Raw genomic sequence first — 21949 nt, 5'->3', positions numbered from 1 at the left:
CGAAGGACAGAGCCATGAGCATCGAGATCGACATATTGAACGGCGACGCCTCGTGGCCGATGGCCGAGCCGCTACTTCAGGCGGTCTGGGCACCGCAGTTGGTCGCAGGCAAGCCCTGGGCTCATGTCAAATGGGCCAATGCCGATCTCCGCGTGCTGGTCGAGACGCCCGAGGACGGCCTCGTCTGCCATGTCGGCATCTACTTCCGCACCATCACCTGGAATGGACAGAAGGTTCATATCGGCGGCATCGGCGGCGTCTCCACGCGCGAGGACCGGCGTGGCCGCGGCTATGCGACCATCGCGATCGACGCCGCGGTGCATACCATGCGCGCCAACGAGGCGGTCCGCTTCGGGCTGCTGTTCTGCGAGCCGCATAATTTCGCGTTCTACGAGGCCCGCAAGTGGCAGCCGTTCAAAGGCGAGGTCTATTGCGAGCAGCCGGAGGGGCGGATCCGCTTCGACTACATGGCGCCCTATGTCCTCGACATCGTGCGCGCTCCGACGCTCGGAACAATCGACCTATGCGGCCTGCCGTGGTGAGCCCTGCGTGAGCGAGGGCTGCACCGGCTGCCGCTCGTCTTATAATATGTCGATCATCATTTAATATTCCACCCGGTGAACATGACGATCGACGCCCCTGCAGACGCCGTCCCGCCGGTTGCGCCGGTTGCCTCCCCCATCGCCAGCCTCCTGACCTCGCCGATCCTGCCGACGCTGCTGCGGCTCGCGATTCCCAATATGATCGCGATGGTCGGCAGCACGCTGGTTGCGATCGCCGAGACCTCCTATATCGGCCGGCTCGGCACCATTCCGCTCGCCGCGATCGCACTGGTGTTTCCGTTCGCGATGCTGACGCAGATGATGAGCGCGGGCGCGATGGGCGGCGGTGTCTCCTCTGCGATCAGCCGCGCGCTCGGTGCCGGGGATCGCGACCGCGCCGCGACGCTGGCGCTGCATGCCGCCATCATCGGCCTTTGCGGCGGGCTGTTCTTCACGGTGATGATGCTCGCCTTCGGCCGCTCCCTCTTCGCGCTGCTCGGCGGCCGCGAGCGCGTTCTCGAGGAAGCCGTTGGCTATTCGCAGGTGCTGTTCTCCGGCGCGGTCGCGATCTGGCTCGTCAACACGCTGGCCTCGGTGATCCGCGGCACCGGTGACATGCGCCTGCCTTCGATGATTCTGATCGGCGCGAGCGCGCTGCAGATCGTGCTCGGCGGCACCCTCGGGCTCGGCCTGTTCGGAGTGCCGCGATTCGGCATGCCGGGTGTCGCGAGCGGGCAGCTGATCGCGTTCAGCTGCGCCGCGATCTTCTTCCTCTGGTATCTGTTGTCCGGGCGCAGCCGGCTGCCGCTCGACATCCGAGCGTTTCATTTCGAGCGCGCGATGTTCCTGGACATCCTCAAAGTCGGCGCGGTGGCCTGTTTGTCGCCGCTCCAGACCGTGCTTACCATCCTGATCTTCACAAAAATCCTCGCGACCTTCGGCACCGAGATGCTGGCAGGCTATGGCATCGGATCGCGGCTGGAATTTCTGCTGATTCCGATCACCTTCGCCTTCGGCATCGCCTCGGTGCCGATGGTCGGCATGGCGATGGGCGCCGGGCATGTGAAGCGCGCGCGGCATGTGGCCTGGGCAGCGGCTGCGGCCTCCGGACTCACGGTCGGCCTGATCGGCCTCACCGTTGCGCTCGCTCCGTCGCTGTGGGTCGGGCTCTTCACGCGGGATCCCGGCGTCACCGCCGCTGCGCACAGCTATTTCCACTGGGCCGGTCCGGCCTTCGTGTTCTTCGGCATGGGTGTGTCGTTATACTTCTCGTCACAGGGCGCGGCACGCGTCGGCGGGCCCGTGCTCGCCTCGACGGCGCGGCTCCTGATCGTGGCGATCGGCGGCGTCGGACTCATGGCTGCGCAAGCTCCGGCCTGGACTTTGTTCGCGCTGGTCGGCGGCGCCATGGTGGCGTTCGGACTGTCGACCGCGGCCTCGGTCGCCTTCGTGCGATGGGGCAAATGAGCGCAGGCAAATCGTTCAAGCCGTTGAACGCAGGAAAGTGATTCCAGCCGGCGTTGCACTATCCTACCGGGCTGCTATGGAGGCGCTCCATTTTGGGGGCCTTCCATGACGTCCAGATTCGCAGCTCTCAGCGTCCTCCTCGCCGCGTTGCTTGGCACATCTGGCGCTCGTGCGCAGAGCGCCGATGGGACTTGGCTCACGCAGGCGGGCGACGCGCGCGTGAAGATCAGCAAATGCGGCGGCGGCATCTGCGGCCACATCGTCTGGCTGCGCGAGCCCTACGACACCTCGACCGGTCAGCCCGCCACCGACAGCAAGAATCCCAATCCCGCGCTCGCAAGACGCCCGATGATCGGCCTGCCATTGTTCAGCGACATGCAGTCCGCAGGTCCGAACAAATGGTCGGGGCAGATCTACAATGCCGACGACGGCAGCACCTATGCGAGCAACATCAGCCTGACTGGCGCGGACTCGCTGCGGGTCGAAGGCTGCGTCGGGGCGCTCTGTGGCGGCGAGACCTGGACGCGCGCGGGACGGTAGTCTGTGCCCCGGACGCGATCTTCTCACGCCATCATCGCTTTCAACGCCGTCGCCGCCGAGGCATAGCCGCCTCGGGCGCCGTCGATGAAGTGGACGTGGTCGCTGCGCAGCGCCGACGGCGTGAAGCAGGTCATCATCGCGGCATCCTGCGGATGGAGGCCGTACCGGACGATGCCGTCGCGCGCGGCTGCCGCGAGACGATCGCTCAACAGTCGCTCGAGCTGCGGGGTGCAGTCGAGAATCATGCGCAGGCCGTCGTCATACTTGCGGAAGTCGGAGTTCTCGACGACTTGGCGCTTGTAGAGACTGGGCACGAAACCGCCGATCTTGATGTCGAAGCGCATGATCAGATAGGCGAACAGCGTATAGGCCAGCACGCTGGCCCTGCGCGCGAGCAGCGAACCGCCGCGCCTGGTGCGGGCTTCGAATTCCACCCCCTGCGGCGGCCATTTCAGCGGCGGCCCCTGCGGCGGCACCGGACGGCCCCCTTCCGGGCTGCGCTCGACGAGATGGATGATGTCCTCGATCACCTTTCGGAAGGCGTGCGGATCGACGCCGCGCACCGGCATCACCAGCACCGACAGGATCAGGCCGCGCGCAGCCGGCATCACTTCGAAGCGGCACGACAGGCCCGAGAGGTCCGGTTGTGCGCCGGCGGGCGCCGCCGTGACCGCAAACTCGCCACGCTTCATCGCGGCGTCGGCCCAAGCGAGTCCTCCGCCCGAGAACATCGCATAGGACAGGTTTGCCGACGGCCCGAAGCGGGCGACGCGCACGTCAAGGCCTTGAGCGCGAATGATGCTGACCGGCACCAGCGCGATGCGCATGATCAGATCGAGATCTTCCCGCACCCAGGTCGCGGTCGCAGCCAGCGCCTCGCGGGCAAGTTCGAGATCGTCTGGCGCAACCGCGAAGCTTGCGCCGTCGCCGCCGAACACGAAGGGGAATTCGCGTCCTCCCAACGCGTTCGTCACCGCCGCGATCACGGCGGCGCCAGCCATGTTGACCGCCTTGTAGCGCTGCGCCGCGATCGCCCTGGTCGAATCGACGATGTCGGCAACACCGATGCTCCAGTCGTCCGGGAGCGGCGAATACAGCGCAGGGTCCATCAGGCTGGTGAAGCCTCGGAACACCGGAATGCCGCCATAGAAGGATTCGCCAGAGGTCATCGGGGATGCCGGATGGTTGGAGTGCGAAACAAATACGTGGCAGGATCGATCCGGGTTCGCTGACCGGCGCCCCATACAATCATTGGCCGAAACCGACCCTGACAACAAGATACGGCAGCGTTGCAACGCCGCGGCGGGATCATTGATCGGCATCAAACGACCGCCGAGGGAGACCGGATATCGTCGCTCAGCTCCAAGGGGTTGCATGGGATGATCGAGGTGCCCGACTTCGGCAACAAGGACTCCACCTCGCCGGTCCGCCGGCGCACGGGTATCGACCCGATCAGCGCGGTGAAAATGCCCGAGAGGCTGACGGCAGCCGTCGACGCCTGGGCTGAAGCTCATCACCTGACCCGCTCGGATGCGATCTGCAAGTTGATCGAGCTGGGCCTGAATATCCCGCCGCCGGTCCTCACGCCGGTGCACCCGATCGAATCGGAGGCCACCAGGATCGAGGAGATCGCCGTCCACGAGATCGAGACGCTGCTCGACCCGGCGTTGCCGGCGGACGAACGCGAGCGCCGCATCCGCCGCCTCACCGAAGGGCCGCCCGAATTCTCACACGAACGGATTGACCTGCCGAAGGACTTACCGAAGCAGCGGACGTGAACAGTTGACGCGTGATGAGCCTGGATGGATCGTCATCGCGCTTTGGTTCATCCGTGTGAGCATGATCTCGTCGGAAAGCCGCTGCACACCGTTCCGGATCATGCTCTAGTGCAGCTTCACGTCCTGACGCTTGCGCAGCGGATCGAGAGACGCATCATGGCAGCCGACAAGGCGCACGAATTCCTGCGGGTATATTTCATGCCCGTGACTGCCGGAATTCTGATGCGACATCGGCGGGCAGTGGACATCGTCCGACTTCGCACGGGATTTTTCCGTGCAGCCCCGATTTGAAGCGGTCATGTTCGGCGTGGTCATGGACTGCTCCCCGTCGATTAGGGCAGATCGATTGACGTAACCCAACCGATTGCGGGGCATCTTACGACCAAATCCGGCTGAATGTCATTGTGCCGGATCAACGCGATCATGATGACTGAGTTCCGCTTATGCCGTATTCCCCGCGTCGACGGTGAACACCGTTCCGGTGACATTGCGGCCGCCTTCCCCCAGCAGATATTCCACCATGCGTGCGACGTCGTCCGTCTGCGGCAGGCGACGCAGCGCGCTGCGGCCGGCGATGCGCTTGCGTCCCTCGTCGGAGAGATTGTGCGTGAGCTCGGTGTCGATGAAACCCGGTGCGATCGCGTTCACGGTGATGCCGAGCTTGCCGACCTCCCGGGCTAGCGAGCGGGTGAAGCCGGTGGCGGCAGCCTTGGTCGCGCCGTAGACCGAGAGGCCATTGTAGCCCGTGGTCGCGATGATCGAGGAGATGTTGATGATGCGACCGGCGCCATCGGCCATCATCTGCCGCGCGACATATTTGGTGAGGATGATCGGCGACAGAACGTTGAGCTGCACCAGTGCCGCGATCTCGGAATTGTGCATGGTGGCGAGCAAGCCTTCGGTGCCGAGGCCGGCATTGTTGACGAGGCCGTAGATCGGGCCGAATTCGTCGCGCACGAGCTTTGCGAAGGCCGGTATTGCATCGATCACCGCAAGATCGCAGGCGCGGAGATGCAGGCGCCCGTCGGACTCGGCGATCGCCGCCCTGAGCTCGTCGCTCTCGCGCCGCGCCGCCGCGATCACGTTGAAGCCACCGCCGACGAGGCGCGTTGCAATGGCAAGGCCGATACCGCGGCTGCCGCCGGTGACCAGAACGTTATGCATCGGTGCGCGCCAGTTTGCCGGCCGGGGTGACGTCGAGCGCCTCGACGAAGCGGATCACCGCCGGCACCTTGTGGGACGCGAGCTGGGCGCGGCACTGCTCCAGGATCCGGTCGCGAATCTCTTTCGCACGCGCCGGATCGATGCCCTCAGTGAGGATCACGTCGGCGACGACGATGCCGCCGGTGATCGGGCTGCGGCGCGACTTCGCGCGCGACATCCGCACGTCGGGATGGCGGTTGATCACCGCCTCGATTTCCTCGGGGTGGACCTTCAGCCCGCCGATATTGATGATGCCGCCGCGACGGCCGACGAAGTAATAACGGTCGCCGCGCAGCTCGACGATGTCGCCGCTGTCGACAAAACCGTCGGCATCGGTGAGCGCCGCCGCATCGCGACCGACATAGGCATGCGCGGTGCGCGCCGAGCGGATCCGCAGCGAGCCGTCGACGACCTTCATCTCGACGCCGTTGCGGTTGCCGAGATAGTCGGCCGGAAAGCCCTCCAGCCCGTCATTCACGGCAAAGCCGACGCCGGCCTCGGTCGAGGCATAGGCGTGGCCGACGGAAGCATTGGGGAACGCCGCCTTCAAGCCATCGAGCACAGCCTGGTCGGCGATCTCGCCGGAAAGGCGGACATAGGCCGGGGCGAATTGCGCGGCCGCGCCGCTCATCAGGAGCTTGCGCCAATGCGAGGGCGTGCCGGAGATATGCGAGACGCCGCTCGCATTCAACCGAGCGACATGGTCGCCGAGCGCTTCATGCGGATCGGACAGCACCATCGAGCCGCCGGACAGGATGGCGCGGAGGAAGATCTGCAGGCCGCCGTAGCGGCGAATGTCGTAGAACGTCGCCCATACCGGCGCCGGACCGCGCGTCGGACCTTCGGCAACGATCGCTCCGGTCAGCGCCTCCAGCATATGACCGGCGATCTTTGGCACGCCCGAGGTGCCCGAAGTCAACATCAACCATTCGGTCGCACGCTCGCTCGTGGCCGGCGCGGTAGCTTGAAGCGGCAAATGCGCGGTGACGACCAGCGGAACGCCGGTGCCGACCCAGCGATCGGGCTCGTCGGTGACGACGGCATCGATGCCGGCATCAGCGATCAACGAGTCGAGATGCGCCGGGTTGAGATCGGGCGGACACAGCAGCATGCGGCGGGCGATGCCGTCGAGCTCGATCATGGCAAGTCCTGACCGGAGCTGGTCGGACAGCTTGAGCAGCACGGCGCGGCCCGCCAGCTCGCGCAGACGGCCGCCCAGAACCGTGTGCGACAGGACGTCGGTCAGCGACACGACATCGTGCGCATCGGAAATCGTGCGGCCTTTCAGCTCCGCGCCGAGATGGTCGCGAAACGCAAAGATCTCACGCGGGGACATTTTCGTAGGCCCGCACGAAATCGCCCACAGTGGCGGGGAACGCTGCGTCCTCGGAAATGGTGAAGGGGTCGACGCCGATCTCGTCCTCGAGGCGCGCCACAAGAATTGCAAAGGCGAGCGAGTCGAAGCCCGTCTCGTGCAGGGACAGATCGTCCGAGAGTGCGGGCAGCGTGACGTGCTGCTCCTTGGCGATCTGCTGGATCGCTTCAATGACCTTTGACCTTACCGACATGGCTGGCTCGCTTTTCGTTATCGTTCGTGTTGCGGCGGCTCTTGATGACCGCCTCCCCATGGCCGTCTGTCTACCCGACAGAAGTAAATGGCTTCTTGGACAATGCAGATAAAATTGGACCTATCTGACGGATTTTGTTGCCGTTACAGCCGGATCGCACCGTCGACGATTGCGGCAAATGTATTGGCATCCAGCGTGACATAGGTGCCGGATTTCGGATCGAGCATGAACAGCGGATCGGAGATCGCAGCCGGATCAAATCCCTCGCGCGCGAGATCGCCCTTCTTCTGCTTGAACGTCTCGGTCGCATCGAGCTCGCGCGAGATGCGGATGAAGACGGGACGGGCATAAGCCGGCAGCCGCTGCGCGAGATGCGCAGGCAGCGCGGCGATTTCGAAGCCCTCGTTCACGACGATCGCACTCATGCCGGCGCGGCCATCAGCGCCGGGGACGGCGACGCCGTAGGTGGTGGCGTCAACCACGCCGGCGAAATCGCGTACGGCGTCGTTCACCTCCGAGGTCGCGACGTTCTCGCCCTTCCAGCGGAAGGTGTCGCCGATCCGGTCGACGAAATGGAAGAACCCCTTGTCGTCGATCCGCATCAGATCACCGGTGCGGAACCAGGCATCACCCTTGGCAAAGACGTTGCGCAAGACCTTCTTCTCGGTCTCACCGGCATCGGTGTAGCCCTCGAAGCGGCCGCCGCCCTCGTCCGCGGTGCCGATCCGGCCGATGGCTTCGCCGGCCTCGCCGCGGGCACAGGCGATGCAAAAGCCCTCGTCATTGCGCAGCGGCATGCCGCTGTCGGGGTCGAGCTTGACGAGACTGGCGGGAAAACGATGCGCAAGCAGCGGTGGAATGCGCCCGATCGCGCCCGGCTGCCCCTCGACATTGAACAGTGAGAAATTGCCTTCGGTCGCCGCGTAGAATTCGAGAATGCGTGGAATGGCAAAGCGTGCCTGGAAATCTTCCCAGATGTCGCCGCGCAGGCCGTTGCCGCAGACGAGCCGCAGGCGGTGCCGGTTCTCGTATTCCGACGGCGCCGCCTTCAGCAGGTAACGGCAGAGCTCGCCGATATACTGAAATATCGTGCAGTCATGCCGGACGATGTCGGACCAGAAGTGCGAAGCCGAGAACCTCTCAGCAATCACCACCGAGCCACCGGCAGCCAGCATGCTGCACGGCGCGACGATGCCGCCGACCGAGTGGAATAGCGGCAGGCAGTCGTAGAGCCGGTCCTGCGGCGTCGCGCCGGCGAGGCCGGCGAACCAGAAGCCCCAGTTGAGGATGCGGCGGTGGCTGATGCTGGCGGCCTTCGGCAGGCCGGTGGTGCCTGACGTGTAGATCAGCAAGGCACGGTCGTCGACCGTGACGCCGCCATGTTCGTCCGGCGAGAGCGGACCGTCGTCGAGGACGGCAAGAGCGACGTCGATCGCGCGCTGGCTGCGGGCATCGCCGTGGGTCCAGACCTTTGCCTCTGTCTTCAGATAGGGCTTCGCGCTCTCCAGCGTCGCCATCACATCGTGCGCGACGATGATGTGCGCCGGCTTTGCGACATCGAGGCAATGCGCGAGCGATTGGCCGACGAGCTTGGTGTTGATCAGCGCGACCACACCGCCGATCCGGCTGATGCCGAGCCAGGCGGCGACATAGTCGGCACGGTTCGGCATGATCAGCGCAACGGTATCGCCCTTGGCCACGCCGACCGAGCGCGCCCAGCGTGCATAGCGGTTGATGCGCTTCGACAAGCCTTCATAGTCGAGCGCTGCGTCATCCATGACCAGCGCGATGCGACCAGGCTGGCGCCGCGCCCAATCGTCGACAACGTCGGCGAACAGCCGGCCCGGCAGCGTCTCGATCCGTGCTGTGAGCTCGATGGCCTTCAGCCAGATCTTTGACGCCGACGGCGCGCGCGCGGCTTTCGCTTGCTCGATGATGATACCGGTGGTCATGCCGTTATTCTCTCGGGCCGTGGCTGCTGGTTGTCCAAGCTTAGCCCGCGCCGCCTGCCCAGGTGTTAAGGGGCAGGGTAAAAGCCGGTTAGTGCGCGATTAACGCTATTCATTCCTTACCGAGCCGAGGGCTGGCGTGAATCGGCTGGCGCAAGGTGGGCGGAATGATTGGGATCAGCAGTAGTTGCAGCACACGCGCGAAGCGGAAGCGGCGACCCGTTAGGCGCTAGCCGGCTCGCCTGTGACGCAGATGCTGCGGCGGCGCGTTAACCGGGTAGTACGGATTGAGGTCACAGGTCGCGGCGCGGCCCGAAGCGGTGGCGCGGCACTGCGGCAGCGAGGTGAAGGAGCAGTCGTACCAGTCCCCGCCACCGCCATTCGCACCGGAATAGACGTGCATGCAGACGGGATAGCGGGGATCGAAGGTTTGCCCATACGACGGGGCGGCGGCGAGCAGGACACCGACGGCCATGGCCAGGCCGAGCGAACCACGCGAGGCGAATATCCGGGAGAACCGCATCGCCGACTGCTAGTGCTGTTTCTTGTGGCGCCGGCGCGGCGGCGGCGGCGGTTCGTCGAAGGCGTAATAGGGGTTGAGATCGCAGCTCGCCGAGCGGCCCGACGCGGTGGCGCGGCACTGCGGCAGCGAGGTGAAGGAGCAGTCGAAATAGTCCCCACCGCCGCCACCGCCGAAGCCGCCGGGCGTATAGACGTGCATGCACACCGGATAGCGCGGATCATAGGTCTGGGCGCTGGCATCTGCCGCGACGAACAGCGTGGCAATCGCGGTGAGGGTCAAGATCGGCAAGCGCATGGACGCGTCCTCAAGTCAGTAGCCGCCGGCGGATCGGGGGCTGGCGGCATCATATGCCATAACATCACGGCGGACGCGACTGTTCCTGGAGAAAAGATGACGGCAAGGTGAGCACGGTGGGGCTGCGGCGCTAGGCGCCCAGCCCCTGCAGCACGAGCCGATTCAGCCTTGCCGCGAACGCCGCCGGATCTTCCGGCAATTCGCCGTCCAGGATCTGCGCCTGTTCGAGCAGGAGCAGGCTGAGATCGTCGACGACCTTCGAGCCGGCTTGCGCCCTGGTGACCGCGGTGACCAGCGGATGGCGCAAATTGATCTCGAGGATCGGCTTGGTCTTCATGCCGCGGTTCTGCTGCGACAGGATGCGCTCGAGCTCGCGGCTGGGGCCCTGGCTGTCGGCGACGAGGCAGGAGGCTGAACTGGTGAGCCGCGTCGAGGCCTTGACGTCGCTGACGCGCTCGCCGAGCGCGGCCTTGATCACGGCGATGGTGGCCGCTTCATCCGCGGCGGGCTCGTCCTTCTTCGCCTCGTCCGCCTCGTCGACGCGCGGAATCAGGTCGAGATTGAGATCACCCTGGCTCAGCGATTTCAGCGGCTTGCCTTCGAACTCCGACGGCATCGAAGTCCAGAAGGCATCGACGGGATCGGACAGCAGCAGCACCTCGATGCCGCGCGCAGTCGCGGCTTCCAGCCGCGGATTGGACTTCAGCCGCTCGATGCTGTCGCCGACCAGATAATAGATTTCGGTCTGGTTCAGCTTGAAATCGGCGATGACCTGCTTCAGCGACCGCTTCTCGCCCGACGTGGTGGTGAAGCGCGACAGCGCGAGCAGCTTTTCGCGCCGCTCGAAATCCTCGTAGATGCCTTCCTTCAGCACCGCGCCGAAGGCGTCCCAGATCTTAATAAAGTTCTCCGGGTCCTTATCGGCAAGGCTTTCGAGCTCGGACACGACCCGGGTCGCCACGGCTTTGCGGATCTGCGCGAGCTGCGGATTGTTCTGAAGCATCTCGCGCGAAATGTTGAGCGGGAGATCCTCGCTGTCGACGACGCCGCGGATGAAGCGCAGATAGCCCGGCAACAGATCGGCGTCGTCAGTGATGAAGACGCGCCGGACGTAGAGCTTCACGCGTCCCTTGCGGTTCGGCTCGAACAGGTCGAACGGCTTGGTCGAGGGCGCGAACAGCAGCACGGCGTAGGAGTAGCGCCCTTCCGCGCGGTAGTGCAGCGTCATCGCGGGATCGTCGAAGGCGGAGGCGATCTGCTGATAGGCCTTCTTGTAGTCGTCTGCCGTCAGCTCGGATTTGGAGCGCTGCCAAAGCGCGCTCGCCGAATTGATCTGGCGCGGCTCGCCCTCTTCGGCCACGAGCTCGATCGGGAACAGGATGTTGTCGGAATAGGCCGTGACGATGCGCTCGATCTCGTAGGTCTCGAGATATTTCTTGGCGTCGTCCTTCAGGTGCAGGACGATTTCGGTGCCGCGCATCACGCGCGCCGCTTCCTCGTCGCTGGCCCGGGCGATCTCGAAGCCGGAGCCGCCTTGGGAGCTCCAGGTCCAGACATCGCTCTCGCCGGCGCGGCGGCTGATCACGACGATCTTCTCGGCGACCATGAAGGCGGAATAGAAGCCGACGCCGAACTGGCCGATCAGGCCGAGACCGTCCTTGGCCTCCTTCAGCTTGGACACGAACGCCTTAGTGCCGGAGCGGGCGATGGTGCCGAGATGGTCGATCAGCTCCTGCCGCTCCATGCCGATGCCGTTGTCGGCGATCGTAAGCGTCTTGGCCGTCTTGTTGGGGATGATGCGGATCTTGAGCGCGTCACCCTCGCCCAGCAGGGCGGGACTTTCGATGGCCTCATAGCGCAGCTTGTCGCAGGCATCGGAGGCATTGGAGATGAGTTCGCGGAGGAAGATGTCGGTTTCCGAATAGACGGAGTGCACCATCAGATGCAGCAGTTCGGAAACTTCGGCCTGGAAAGGCTGCATATGCACAGCCGTATCTGACGTCGTCATGCGCTTACCCGGTGAAAACAAAAGGGAGGAACCCGGATATAGCGCGAGGCCACGGCGGATCAAGAGGACGTGAAGTATCCGCCCGGAGGATCGCCGTCACGGAAGGCGCGGATCAGGTCACGCAACGGCCGGGCTGGAGCAGCTTCGCGACCTCGGTCAGGGAGCTGACCATCGGCTCACAGGCGATCGTCGGCTTGCTGCGAACCTTCTGCTGGTTCTGGAGCAGCACTGGCTGTTTGGCATTGCCGGTCTCGATCACCGCGGGCACCCGCAGCAGCACGGACGTATCGGGGAGGTCGTTCAGCCGCATCGACACCGTGCGGGTCGGAACCGGCGCCGGCTTGATCTCGGCGAGCCGGTCCGCCTTCGCGGCGCGATTGACGTTCTGGCTCGGGGCGAGGTTCGAGCTGTGGCTGGATGTGTCGGCGATCGCCTGCCAGCGATCAGCCAAGTCATGTCCGGAGGCCAATTGCACAGCACCGAGCGTTGCGACGATCGCAATGGTGCCTAAAAAAACCTTTTGAATCTGCGACATGACCGTCGATCCCTCGCCCCATGGCGATCGCGGGAACAACGCCGCCGCAGGATCGGCGGTTCTCGGCCGTTACGATCACTTAACCGTGTGCGAAAAATGCCGCAGGTCAGCGAAATATTTCGCTAGCCGTGGAACGACTCTGACAGTCGGGAGTCGTCTCAGCAGCCGGCTATTCCCCCCTGCCCCATAAGCCGGCGACGTAGGGCGCGACTGTGGTGATGCCAGTCGCGCCTTACTTTTTTTTTCTGGCGCCTACTTCGCCTTCGCCGCGAGCCATTCCCGCCCTTCGCCATAGAGCTTCTCGACTTCCGGGCCGGTGAGGCCGGGCATGTCGCGCTTGACCCTGTAGCCGATCAGCTCCTGCATGTAGGCGAGGTGGCGGTAGCCTTTGGGGAGCGCGGCGAGCGCCTTCTGGTCGAGGCGCAGCGTCGCGGCGGGATCGACCGGATCGATCCGGTCCTTCTCGTAGATCGGCTGGCGACGGACGATGCCCCACTTGCCTTGCCGCTTCTCCAGGAAATCGTAGAAGCGGCCGGTGCAGACGACGTCGCAGAGCACGTCGTGCACCAGGGCGCGCTGCGAGATCGTCATCTTGGTCTGGGCGATGGCTCGCTCGCCCGCGAGATCGATGCTGGTGCCGCCGAGGAAATGGAGGATGCGCACGCCTTTGGCAAACCCCTCCTGGCTGACCCGCATGAAATCCCGCGCCGGCCCCTGAAACCAGGTGGCGGACATCCAGCCCTCGTCATGCCAGACCGTGGCAAATCGCTCCCAGTCGCCGGCGTCGCGCCACACCGCCCAGTTCTCGACGAGGTCGCGGATGGCGAGGCGGTCGAGCAGCGGCTGGTCCATGGACACATCTCCGATTGGCGCGGCCGCAAGCGGAGCCGCTGCATGACGTATGAGCGGTGAATTCCACGGCCGTCAAGCGTGCCAGAGAGCATGAAAAATCCGGCGTGCCTTGCAGCACGCCGGAGCAAATCACTTCCCAACTGGCAGGGCCACCAGCGCCCTGTTACGCCGCCGGTGCCTTCGGCGCACGATTGCGCGAATTGCGCTGGAAGAACAGCGCCTGGCTCGCGACCGCCGATACCATCGCTGGCTGGAACGGCTTTGAGATCAGGAACGCCGGCTCGGGACGCTCGCCGGTGAGGAAGCGCTCCGGATAGGCGGTGATGAACACCACCGGCACCTCGAAGGTGCACAGCAACTCGTTGACGGCGTCCAGGCCCGAGGAGCCGTCGGCGAGCTGGATGTCGGCGAGGATCAGGCCGGGCCGCTTGTTCTTGGCCAGCGCCACCGCATCGGCATGGGTGCGCGCGACGCCGACGACGTTGTGGCCGAGATTCTTCACCAGGCTCTCGAGGTCCATGGCGATGAAGGTCTCGTCCTCGATGATCAGCACGTCAGTGGCAATCTCGGCCGCCATCTCGCGTCCGGCCGCATCTGCGAGACGCCGCGTCTCCGCGACGTCAGTGCCGAGAATGAAGGCGACTTCCTCTTCCGAAAAGCCCTCGAGCGAAAGCAGCAGGAAGGCCTGACGCGGCAGCGGCGTGATGTTCGACAGCCGCCGCTCCGGCGGCATCGGCAGGGTCGTCACCTCGGCATCTTCGTTGACCGAGACCGAATTCCAGATCTGCGTGAACAGCCGGAACAGGCCGGCCCGAGGCCCATGGCTCTCGTCGAGCACCGACGGATCTCCCAGCATGGCTTCCAACATGGCTGCGACATAGGCGTCACCGGAGGCCTGGCTGCCGGTCAGGGCGCGCGCATACCGGCGCAACAACGGCAAGTGTTCAGCAACAAGCTGTGAACGGGACATCCCCACTCCTTCGTCTTCGGGCCAGCCTTGAGGTCCAGGAGTCACGCGGGGGGCCCGGGTTCCCCTGCTGGGCTGATTACGCATCAGGTCAAGAAAAGTTCCGCTGAGCTGGGAACTTTTTCGCTGACCTGGAATTGTGCCTATCCAGGGAACGGCTCCCGGTTGAGAAAACCTCTCGAATTTGCAGTCACTTAACTCGGGGAAACGTGGAACAGGTCATGAAAGATCTCAAGTCTCAAGCCAGCAGAAGCACGACCCCCGGCAAGGGAGGCCTCACTCCGGAGATCCAATCACGGATCGGGCACCAGTTGCGCGCCATGTACGACGATGTCGTACGACAGGGGGTTCCGGATCGGTTCGCAGAACTGATCAAGAAGCTTGATGCGCCGGGGGCGACACCCCACGTGGAAAATGAGGGCGGATCCAACGACAACAATGGGAGGGACTAATGCCTCTCACGGACTCCCTGCGTAACGACATCTTGGCGGCAGTCCCTAGTCTGCGCGCCTTCGCCATCTCGCTCAGCGGCAATGCGGACCGTGCCGACGACCTGGTGCAGGAGACGCTGCTGCGTGCGCTTGCCAACATCGACTCGTTCCAGCCCGGCTCCAACCTGCCGGCCTGGCTGTTCACGATTCTGCGCAACCTGTTCCGTTCCGACTATCGCAAGCGGCGGCGCGAGGTCGAGGATGCCGAAGGCAACTACGCAAAGACGCTGAAGACCCAGCCTTCGCAGAATGCGCATCTCGAATTCGAAGAGTTTCGCACGGCGCTCGACAAGCTTCCGCAGGATCAACGTGAAGCGTTGATCCTGGTCGGCGCGTCCGGCTTCTCCTACGAGGACGCGGCCTCGATCTGCGGCTGCGCGGTCGGTACCATCAAAAGCCGCGTGAACCGCGCCCGCTCGAAGCTCGCCGCGCTGCTCTATGTCGACGGCGCCGAGGATTTCGGGCCCGATGAGACCGTGCGGGCCGTGATCGGCGGCAGCGGCGGCTGATAGCCGGCGTCGATTGGATCATCGGGACGAGATGAAGACGGCCGCTTCCACGGCCGTCTTCTTGCGTGTCCGAGGCCGATCACACGTCCACGAAGGTCACGGTTTCGGCCACGCTCGCACGCGATGTGCGGTAGCTGTTGACCTTATGCGCATGGTCCGCATAGCCGAACGAGATGCCGCAGACGACGCGGCGGTCGTCGGATAAATTGAAGTGGCGGCGGATCAGGCCGGAATGCCGTGCGAGCGCTGCCTGCGGAATGGTGCCGAGTCCGAGGGCCTGCGCGGCCAGCATGAAATTGCCGACATAAGCGCCGCAATCGATCGCACCATAAATGCCGAGCGGCTCGTTGGTGTGGATGATCGCGACATGCGGCGCGCCGAAGAAATTGTAGTTTTCCAGCGCCTGCCTGGCGTAGGCCGCCTTGTCTCCCCGCGCGATACCGAGCGTGTTGTAGAGCTGGAAGCCGCTCTCACGGCGGCGCTCCAGATAGACCCCGACATATTCGCGCGGCGGCGTGAAATCGTAGTCGTCGCCAAGGCCCTTTGAGGCCTCCGCGTAGATCGCCTTGCGAAAGCGCTCCTTGGCCTCGCCACTGGCGATGATGACCTGCCAGGGCTGGCTATTGCACCAGGACGCGGTGCGCTGCGCGGTGGTCAGCACATGCTCGATGGTCGCGCGATCGACCTCCTTCGGGAGGAAGGCGCGGACCGAGTAGCGCTCGTTGAGGAGCTCTTCGAGCACGCCGATGCGGTCGTTCTGTTTGACTGTCGCGTCCATGAATCAGCTCGCATTGCTCTCATTGGGTGGATTAGCCGAAGACGTAACCCACCTCCGTTGTTTCCGCATCGAGATCACCGTCCCTTGGTCGGGATCTTGTTGTAAGGCACGTCCTTGTCCACGCGAATGTCGCCGGGCAAGCCCAGCACGCGCTCGGCGATGATGTTGCGCAGGATCTCGTCGGTGCCGCCGGCGATGCGCATCGAGGGCGAGGACAGCAGCATCTGCTGGAACTGTCCCTGCACCGTCTCCTCGTCGTTGCCGGTGAGAACACCGGCCGCGCCCTGGAGGTCCATGGCGTAGGTCGCGATGTCCTGGAGCATCATGCCCGAGACGAGCTTGCCGATGGAATTTTCCGGGCCCGGCCGCTCGCCCTTCGATAGCGCCGAGATCGTGCGGTAGCTGGTGTATTTCAGTCCATTCGACTTCGCCGCCCAGCTCGCCAGCTTCGAGCGCACGGCGGGATCATCGATCGCGAGGCCGTCCTCCAGCATCAGGTTGGAGCAGAACTCGAACATCTCAGGCACGCCGGTCGCAAGCCGCGCGCCGATCGACATGCGCTCGTTCATCAGCGTGGTCAGCGACACGCTCCAGCCCTCGCCGACCGCGCCGAGTCGCTGGCTGTCGGGGATCACGACGTCGGTGAAATAGACCTCGTTGAACTCCTGCATGCCATTGGCCTGCTTGATCGGCCTGACCTCGACGCCGGGGCTCTTCATGTCCAGGAAGAACATCGTGAGACCCTTGTGCTTGGGCACGTTCGGATCGGTTCGCGCGATCAGGAGACCGTAGTCGGAATAGTGCGCACCCGAGGTCCAGATCTTCTGGCCGTTGACGACCCAATTGTCGCCCTTCTTCTCCGCGCGGGTGCGCAGGCCCGCGACGTCCGAGCCGGCAGACGGCTCGGAGAACAGCTGACACCAGATCTCCTCGCCCGATGCGAGCTTCGGCAAGTAACGGCGCTTGGCCTCCTCGCTGCCGAACGCCATCACGGTCGGGCCGCACATGCCTTCGCCGATCTGGAACGGCTGCGTCAGCTTGCCGTAGACGCCCTCCTCCTGCTGCCAGATCACCTTCTCGATCGGCGTCGCGCCACGGCCGCCATACTCCTTCGGCCAGTGCAGGCAGGCCCAATTGCCCTCGAACTTCTTCTTCTGCCAGGCCTTGCCGACATCGACGATGTCGTGATTGGCAAGGCGGATGCGGCCGAGCGAGGACTTTGACAGCTCGCCATGCAGCTCCTTCGGCGCATTGGCCTCGATCCATTTGCGCGCGGTCTCACGGAACACGGCCTCCTGCGGGGTGTCGTCGAAATTCATGGCGGACCTCTCAATCCTTGCGCGGCGCGTAGGGTGGGCAAAGCGAAACGTGCCCACCACCTTCCTTCGATAGAACACGTGGGCACGGCGCGTACCCCGCCTTTGCCCACCCTACGAATTCAGCCTCTTCCCTTCGTCGGGATCTTGTTGAACGGCACGTCCTTGTCGACGCGGATGTCGCCGGGCAGGCCCAGCACCCGCTCGGCGATGATGTTGCGCATGATCTCGTCGGTGCCGCCCTCGACGCGCGTACCCGGCGCACGCAGCAGCATGGCCTGGAAACGGCCGGCCAGCTCGCCATCCTCGCCGCTGACGACGCCGGATGCGCCCTGCAGATCGAGTGCATAGGTCGCGACGTCCTGGATCATGGAGCCGGCCACCAGCTTGCCAATGGAGTTCTCCGGCCCCGGGCGTTCGCCCCTCGACAGCGCCGAGATTGCGCGCATGCTGGTGTATTTCAGCCCGCTTGCCTTCACCGCCCAGTTCGCCAGCTTGGATCGCACCGCGCGATCCTCGATCGCCGGGCCGTCGTCGAGCATCAGGCTGGAGCAGTACTCGAACAATTCGGGGAAACCGGTCGAGACGGCCGCGCCGATGGCGCTGCGCTCGTTCATCAGCGTGGTCAGTGAGACGTTCCAGCCGTCGCCGACCTCGCCGAGGCGCTGATGGTCGGGAATGCGGACGTTGGTGAAATAGACCTCGTTGAAGTCGGAGGCGCCGCTCGCCTGCTTGATCGGCCTGACCTCGACGCCCGGGCTCTTCATGTCCAGGAAGAACATGGTGAGGCCCTTGTGCTTGGGCACGGTCGGATCGGTGCGGGTGAGCAAAATGCCGTAGTCGGAATAATGTGCACCCGAGGTCCAGATCTTCTGGCCGTTGATGATCCAGTCGTCGCCGTCCTTCTCCGCGCGTGTGCGCAGGCCCGCAACGTCCGAGCCGCCGGCGGGCTCGGAGAACAGCTGGCACCAGACCTTCTCGCCGGAGGCGAGCGGCGGCAGATAGGTGCGCTTATGCTCCTCGCGCGCGAACGCCATCATGGTCGGCCCGCACATACCGTGACCGATGATGAACATGCGGGAGAGCTGGCCGAACGGCCCCTCCTCCTGCTGCCAGATCACGCGCTCGATCGGCGAGGCGCCACGCCCGCCATATTCCTTCGGCCAGTGCAGGCAGGCCCAGCCGGCGTCGGCCTTCTTCTTCTGCCACGCCTTCGCCACTTCGAGAATGTTGGCGTTCTTGAGCACGGTGCGGCCGAGTGAGGATTTGCGCAGTTCCTCTTCATACTGCTTGGGCGCGTTGGCAGCGATCCACGCGCGCGCGGTGGCGCGGAATTGGGCTTCCTGCGGGGTGTCGTCGAAGTTCATCTTGCTTCTCTGTTGTCCGTAGGGTGGATTAGCCGGAGGCGTAATCCACCAATTCTGTCGAGCACTGCCGGTCAGTGGTGGGTTACGCCTTCGGCTAACCCACCCTACGCACCTCTCGTTACGCTGCGTTCTTCTTCCGCATCCGATCGATCAACTGGTCTTCCCAATAAGTGAGGCTGCCGAGCCCGAGCGCCATCGCGTTGGCGCGGCGATAGTACATGTGGCAGTCGAACTCCCAGGTGAAGCCCATGCCGCCGTGAACCTGGATGTTGTTCTTGGCGCAGTGCTGGAATGCCTGCGTCGCGCTGATGCGCGCCGCAGCCGCGGCTTCCGGCAGCTCGGCCGCATTGGTCGAGAGCGCCCAGGCGCCGTAATAGCTGTTGGATCGCGCCAGCGTCGCCGAGACATACATGTCGGCAAGCATGTGCTTGACGGCCTGGAACGAGCCGATCTGGCGGCCGAAAGCGATGCGGTCGAGCGCGTAGTCGCGGCCCATCTCCAGGGCGCGATCGGCACCACCGACCTGCTCGAACGCGCACAGCACTGCTGCGCGGTCGAGCACCTGGGTGAGGATGCTCCAGCCTTCGCCGGGTGCGCCGAGCGGCTCAGCTTTGGCGTCCTTGAAGATGATCTCGGCCTGCCCGCGGGTCGGATCGAGATTGGTGAGGCTTTTGACCTGGGCGCCGCCGGCTTTGAGATCGACCAGGAACAGCGAGATGTCATTGTCGCGCCCGCTCGATCCCGTGCGCGCGGCGACCACCGCGAAGTCGGCGATTGCCCCATCGGCAACCGGTTTCTTGACACCATTGAGCACACCGTTCGCAGCCGTCAGCTTGACGTGCTTCGGCGAAGGGTTGCCCTTGCCCTCGAACAGCGCGAGCGTGCCGATGGCCTCTCCGGAAGCAATCGCCGGCAGCCATTTCTTCTTCTGCGCATCATTGCCCGCAATCAGCAGCGCTTCGGCAGCAAGGTACACGGTCGAGGAGAACGGTACCGGCGCGTTGGCCCGGCCCATTTCCTCCGCGATCACGCAGAGCTCGAGATGGCCGGCACCGGCGCCGCCGAACTCCTCGGGAATCGCGACGCCGAGGAAGCCCATCTCGGCGAGGCCTTTCCACAGCTCCTTGTCGTAAGGCGCCTTGCCATCGAGCACGACGCGCACCGCCTTGGGCGGGCACTTCTCAGCGAGGAATTTGCGCGCCTGGTCGCGGAGCTGCTTCTGGTCGTCGGAGAAATCGAAGTTCATGGCGGGCTACCTTTTTCTTGCTGTCATTCCGGGGCGCGACGAAGTTGCGAGCCCGGAATCCATTTCGCCACACGTTTGCGGCCCGATGGATTCCGGGTCCGCGCTACGCGCGCCCCGGAATGACGATTGGAGAGAGTGTTCATTCATCGCAGCACGATCACATCCTGGTCCGGCGCGTCCGCATAAAGCCGCTCCACCAGCGCGACGCGGCGCTCGAGGCCGGCGCGCTGGTTGATGTAGCCCTTTTCGGTGAGCTCGTTGCCGTCGATCGAGGGCGGCTCGACCATCAGCATCGCGCGCGCGATGATACGGCTGCTGGCGCCCTCGCATTCCCGGTTGTGGGCTTCCAGGCCGCGCCTGAAGCAGGCAATCACCTCGGGATGCTTCACCGCATCGGCAAAGCTCAAATCGGGATTGCCGACGAGCTGGCGGCAGGCGTGCAGGTTCGGCCAGGCCAAGAGGCCGATGTAGGCACGATCCTGTCCCGCGACCAACGCGTCGTGCACCACAGGCGTTGCTGCGGCGATCGCGTCGGTACGGAGCGAGCCGACATGGACGAAAGTGCCGGTGGTGAGCTTGAAGTCTTCCACCACGCGGCCGGCGAAGATGATGCCTTGCACCGGATCGGAATCGTCGACGAAGATGCCGGCATCGCCGATGCAGTAGAATCCTTCCTCGTCGAACATCTTCTTCGTGAGATCCGACTGGCCGAAATACCCGGGCGTGACGTTGACGCCGCGCAGGCGCAGTTCGTATTTCGAGCCGCACGGCACCATCTTCAATTCGACGCCGGGAAACGGCAGACCGATCAGGCCGACGCGCTCGGTATCCCAATAGGTGCCGGTCGAGGTCGGCGCGGTCTCGGTCGAACCCCAGCCGGTGTAGAACACGATGCGTTCGCCCGTGGTCTTCACGGCGAGCGCCTGCATGCGGTCGTACAGATCGTCCGGCAGCCGCGCGCCGCCATAGGCCATGATCGACAGGTTCTTGAAGAAGGAGCGGCAGAGCGCGTCGTCCTTCTCCATCGCCGCCGCCAACGCCGCGTAGCCGGCCGGCACGTTGGCGTAATAGGTCGGCGAGATCTCGCGCAGGTTCCGCAGCGTCTCCTCGAACTGGCCCGGCATCGGCCTTCCCTCGTCGATGTAGAGCGTGCCGCCATCGACCAGGATCGGATGAAACGCCGCATTGCCGCCCATCGTGTGATTCCAGGGCATCCAGTCCAGCATGGTCGAGATCGGCCCGTTGGGATCACGCGGACGAACCTGCATCATCATCGCCGCGTTGGCGCACATCATCTGCTGCGTGTTGATGACGGCCTTGGGCATACCGGTGGAGCCTGACGTGAACAGCAGCTTGCCTACGGTCTGCGGCGTGATCTGTGCGATCGACGCCTCGACATCGGCCGTGACAGGCGTTGCCGCGAGCTCGGCGAAACTGACGCTTGCGATGCCGTCGCAGGGGCGCGCGACGTGAACCACGGTGACGCCGGTGAGATCGAGCGCGTTCAGCGCCTTCTCGAAGGTCGGCCCGTCCTGCACCATCACCACGGCCGGCTTAATGAGGTCGAACAGATATTTCAGCTTGACGTGATCGTGGCTCATCAACGAGTAGGCCGGCGACACCGGCGCCGCGGGTGAACGAGCCTGCATCGCGGCCTGCGTCATCAACGCATGCTCGATCGAATTGCCGGAGAGAATCGCGACCGGACGTCCCTCGAGCTTGAGATTGAGCAAGCCTTGCGTCAGCGCATCCACGATGCGCTTGGCTTCGCCATAAGACACCTTGCGCCATTCGCGGTTGGGCCCGCCGCGCTGCGCGAGCCAGATGCGCTCAGGCACTTCCTCCGCCCATTTCGCCAGCGAAGCCGGGATGTGCATCTCGTAAGCTTGCAGCGGAATGCGCGACTTCAGCACCACCGTGCCGCCATCGCGACGCTCGACATCGATGTCGCGCGCGAGCCACGCGACCTTGCGAAAGGCGGGCCTCGTCATCACCGCCGCCGCGCTTCCACTCATT

23 protein-coding genes are annotated in these 21949 nt (G+C 64.5%); 6 read left to right on the top strand and 17 right to left on the bottom strand.

Annotated features, from left to right (window positions below):
• Positions 1 to 14: 14 nt before the first annotated feature.
• The 3 genes from ABIG06_RS16175 (at position 15) to ABIG06_RS16165 (ending at position 2549) form a co-directional block, all read left to right on the top strand.
• Positions 15 to 542 (top strand): GNAT family N-acetyltransferase, encoded by a 528-nt coding sequence (locus ABIG06_RS16175; RefSeq protein WP_370137790.1) that lies wholly within the window; start codon positions 15 to 17, stop codon positions 540 to 542.
• An 81-nt stretch (positions 543 to 623) separates the two neighbouring features.
• Positions 624 to 2009, top strand: a complete 1386-nt coding sequence (locus ABIG06_RS16170; protein WP_370137788.1) for an MATE family efflux transporter — start codon at positions 624 to 626, stop codon at positions 2007 to 2009.
• A gap of 105 nt (positions 2010 to 2114) precedes the next feature.
• Positions 2115 to 2549, top strand: coding sequence for a DUF2147 domain-containing protein (locus ABIG06_RS16165; protein ID WP_370137786.1), 435 nt, complete (start codon positions 2115 to 2117; stop codon positions 2547 to 2549).
• A 23-nt stretch (positions 2550 to 2572) separates the two neighbouring features.
• Here ABIG06_RS16165 and ABIG06_RS16160 read toward each other — a convergent pair whose 3' ends face one another.
• Positions 2573 to 3718 carry a DUF3095 domain-containing protein gene (locus ABIG06_RS16160; RefSeq protein ID WP_370137784.1) on the bottom strand — a complete coding sequence of 382 codons (1146 nt, stop codon included), beginning with the start codon at positions 3716 to 3718 and terminating at the stop codon, positions 2573 to 2575.
• A 210-nt stretch (positions 3719 to 3928) separates the two neighbouring features.
• On the opposite strand from ABIG06_RS16160, the gene ABIG06_RS16155 reads away from it, so the two are divergent.
• Positions 3929 to 4327 (top strand): hypothetical protein, encoded by a 399-nt coding sequence (locus ABIG06_RS16155; protein WP_370137783.1) that lies wholly within the window; start codon positions 3929 to 3931, stop codon positions 4325 to 4327.
• Positions 4328 to 4432: 105 nt separating this feature from the next.
• On the opposite strand, the gene ABIG06_RS16150 is transcribed toward ABIG06_RS16155, so the two are convergent.
• The 11 genes from ABIG06_RS16150 to ABIG06_RS16100 form a co-directional block, all read right to left on the bottom strand.
• Positions 4433 to 4642, bottom strand: a complete 210-nt coding sequence (locus ABIG06_RS16150; protein WP_370137782.1) for a hypothetical protein — start codon at positions 4640 to 4642, stop codon at positions 4433 to 4435.
• Between the two features lie 126 nt (positions 4643 to 4768).
• The gene (locus ABIG06_RS16145; protein ID WP_370137781.1) at positions 4769 to 5491 is read right to left on the bottom strand and encodes an SDR family NAD(P)-dependent oxidoreductase; all 723 of its coding nucleotides are present in this window, start codon (positions 5489 to 5491) and stop codon (positions 4769 to 4771) included.
• The gene (locus ABIG06_RS16140) at positions 5484 to 6866 is read right to left on the bottom strand and encodes a class I adenylate-forming enzyme family protein (protein ID WP_370137780.1); all 1383 of its coding nucleotides are present in this window, start codon (positions 6864 to 6866) and stop codon (positions 5484 to 5486) included. The genes ABIG06_RS16145 and ABIG06_RS16140 overlap by 8 nt, the downstream gene beginning before the upstream one ends.
• Positions 6853 to 7098: an acyl carrier protein gene (locus ABIG06_RS16135; RefSeq protein ID WP_370137778.1), complete on the bottom strand. Its 246-nt coding sequence runs from the start codon at positions 7096 to 7098 to the stop codon at positions 6853 to 6855. Before ABIG06_RS16135 ends, ABIG06_RS16140 begins: the two co-directional genes overlap by 14 nt.
• Positions 7099 to 7241: 143 nt before the next feature.
• Positions 7242 to 9050, bottom strand: a complete 1809-nt coding sequence (locus ABIG06_RS16130) for a long-chain-acyl-CoA synthetase (RefSeq protein ID WP_370137776.1) — start codon at positions 9048 to 9050, stop codon at positions 7242 to 7244.
• 226 nt (positions 9051 to 9276) lie between these two features.
• Positions 9277 to 9570 (bottom strand): DUF3551 domain-containing protein, encoded by a 294-nt coding sequence (locus ABIG06_RS16125; RefSeq protein WP_370137774.1) that lies wholly within the window; start codon positions 9568 to 9570, stop codon positions 9277 to 9279.
• 9 nt (positions 9571 to 9579) lie between these two features.
• A complete protein-coding gene (locus ABIG06_RS16120; RefSeq protein WP_124163288.1) occupies positions 9580 to 9864 on the bottom strand; it encodes a DUF3551 domain-containing protein in 285 nt (94 codons plus the stop codon).
• Positions 9865 to 9994: 130 nt separating this feature from the next.
• Complete coding sequence (gene htpG, locus ABIG06_RS16115) at positions 9995 to 11872, bottom strand: molecular chaperone HtpG (protein WP_370137772.1); 1878 nt, start codon at positions 11870 to 11872, stop codon at positions 9995 to 9997.
• Positions 11873 to 11984: 112 nt separating this feature from the next.
• On the bottom strand, positions 11985 to 12407 hold the full coding sequence (locus ABIG06_RS16110) for a hypothetical protein (protein ID WP_124163290.1): 423 nt from the start codon (positions 12405 to 12407) through the stop codon (positions 11985 to 11987).
• Between the two features lie 252 nt (positions 12408 to 12659).
• Positions 12660 to 13259, bottom strand: a complete 600-nt coding sequence (locus tag ABIG06_RS16105; RefSeq protein ID WP_370137769.1) for a nuclear transport factor 2 family protein — start codon at positions 13257 to 13259, stop codon at positions 12660 to 12662.
• Positions 13260 to 13422: 163 nt separating this feature from the next.
• Entirely contained in the window at positions 13423 to 14229 is an 807-nt protein-coding gene (locus ABIG06_RS16100) for a response regulator (RefSeq protein WP_370137767.1), read from the bottom strand.
• A 218-nt stretch (positions 14230 to 14447) separates the two neighbouring features.
• Between ABIG06_RS16100 and ABIG06_RS16095 the strand changes: the two genes are divergently transcribed.
• Together ABIG06_RS16095 and ABIG06_RS16090 are read left to right on the top strand one after the other, a co-directional pair.
• On the top strand, positions 14448 to 14678 hold the full coding sequence (locus ABIG06_RS16095) for a NepR family anti-sigma factor (RefSeq protein WP_199752298.1): 231 nt from the start codon (positions 14448 to 14450) through the stop codon (positions 14676 to 14678).
• Entirely contained in the window at positions 14678 to 15226 is a 549-nt protein-coding gene (locus ABIG06_RS16090; RefSeq protein WP_018316216.1) for a sigma-70 family RNA polymerase sigma factor, read from the top strand. The genes ABIG06_RS16095 and ABIG06_RS16090 overlap by 1 nt, the downstream gene beginning before the upstream one ends.
• 79 nt (positions 15227 to 15305) lie before the next feature.
• Here the strand turns inward: ABIG06_RS16090 and ABIG06_RS16085 are convergent, their stop codons facing one another.
• From ABIG06_RS16085 to ABIG06_RS16065, 5 genes are all read right to left on the bottom strand, one after another.
• On the bottom strand, positions 15306 to 16004 hold the full coding sequence (locus tag ABIG06_RS16085; protein ID WP_124163294.1) for a nitroreductase: 699 nt from the start codon (positions 16002 to 16004) through the stop codon (positions 15306 to 15308).
• Positions 16005 to 16078: 74 nt separating this feature from the next.
• Positions 16079 to 17323: an acyl-CoA dehydrogenase gene (locus ABIG06_RS16080; protein ID WP_124163295.1), complete on the bottom strand. Its 1245-nt coding sequence runs from the start codon at positions 17321 to 17323 to the stop codon at positions 16079 to 16081.
• A gap of 119 nt (positions 17324 to 17442) precedes the next feature.
• The gene (locus tag ABIG06_RS16075; protein WP_124163296.1) at positions 17443 to 18687 is read right to left on the bottom strand and encodes an acyl-CoA dehydrogenase; all 1245 of its coding nucleotides are present in this window, start codon (positions 18685 to 18687) and stop codon (positions 17443 to 17445) included.
• 118 nt (positions 18688 to 18805) lie between these two features.
• Positions 18806 to 19933 carry an acyl-CoA dehydrogenase family protein gene (locus tag ABIG06_RS16070; RefSeq protein ID WP_124163297.1) on the bottom strand — a complete coding sequence of 376 codons (1128 nt, stop codon included), beginning with the start codon at positions 19931 to 19933 and terminating at the stop codon, positions 18806 to 18808.
• A gap of 143 nt (positions 19934 to 20076) precedes the next feature.
• On the bottom strand, positions 20077 to 21948 hold the full coding sequence (locus ABIG06_RS16065) for an AMP-binding protein (protein ID WP_370137764.1): 1872 nt from the start codon (positions 21946 to 21948) through the stop codon (positions 20077 to 20079).
• Position 21949 lies beyond the last annotated feature (1 nt).

Source organism: Bradyrhizobium sp. USDA 326, assembly GCF_049739485.1.
Taxonomy (GTDB): domain Bacteria; phylum Pseudomonadota; class Alphaproteobacteria; order Rhizobiales; family Xanthobacteraceae; genus Bradyrhizobium.
This window is presented reverse-complemented; position numbering and strand designations above follow the sequence as displayed.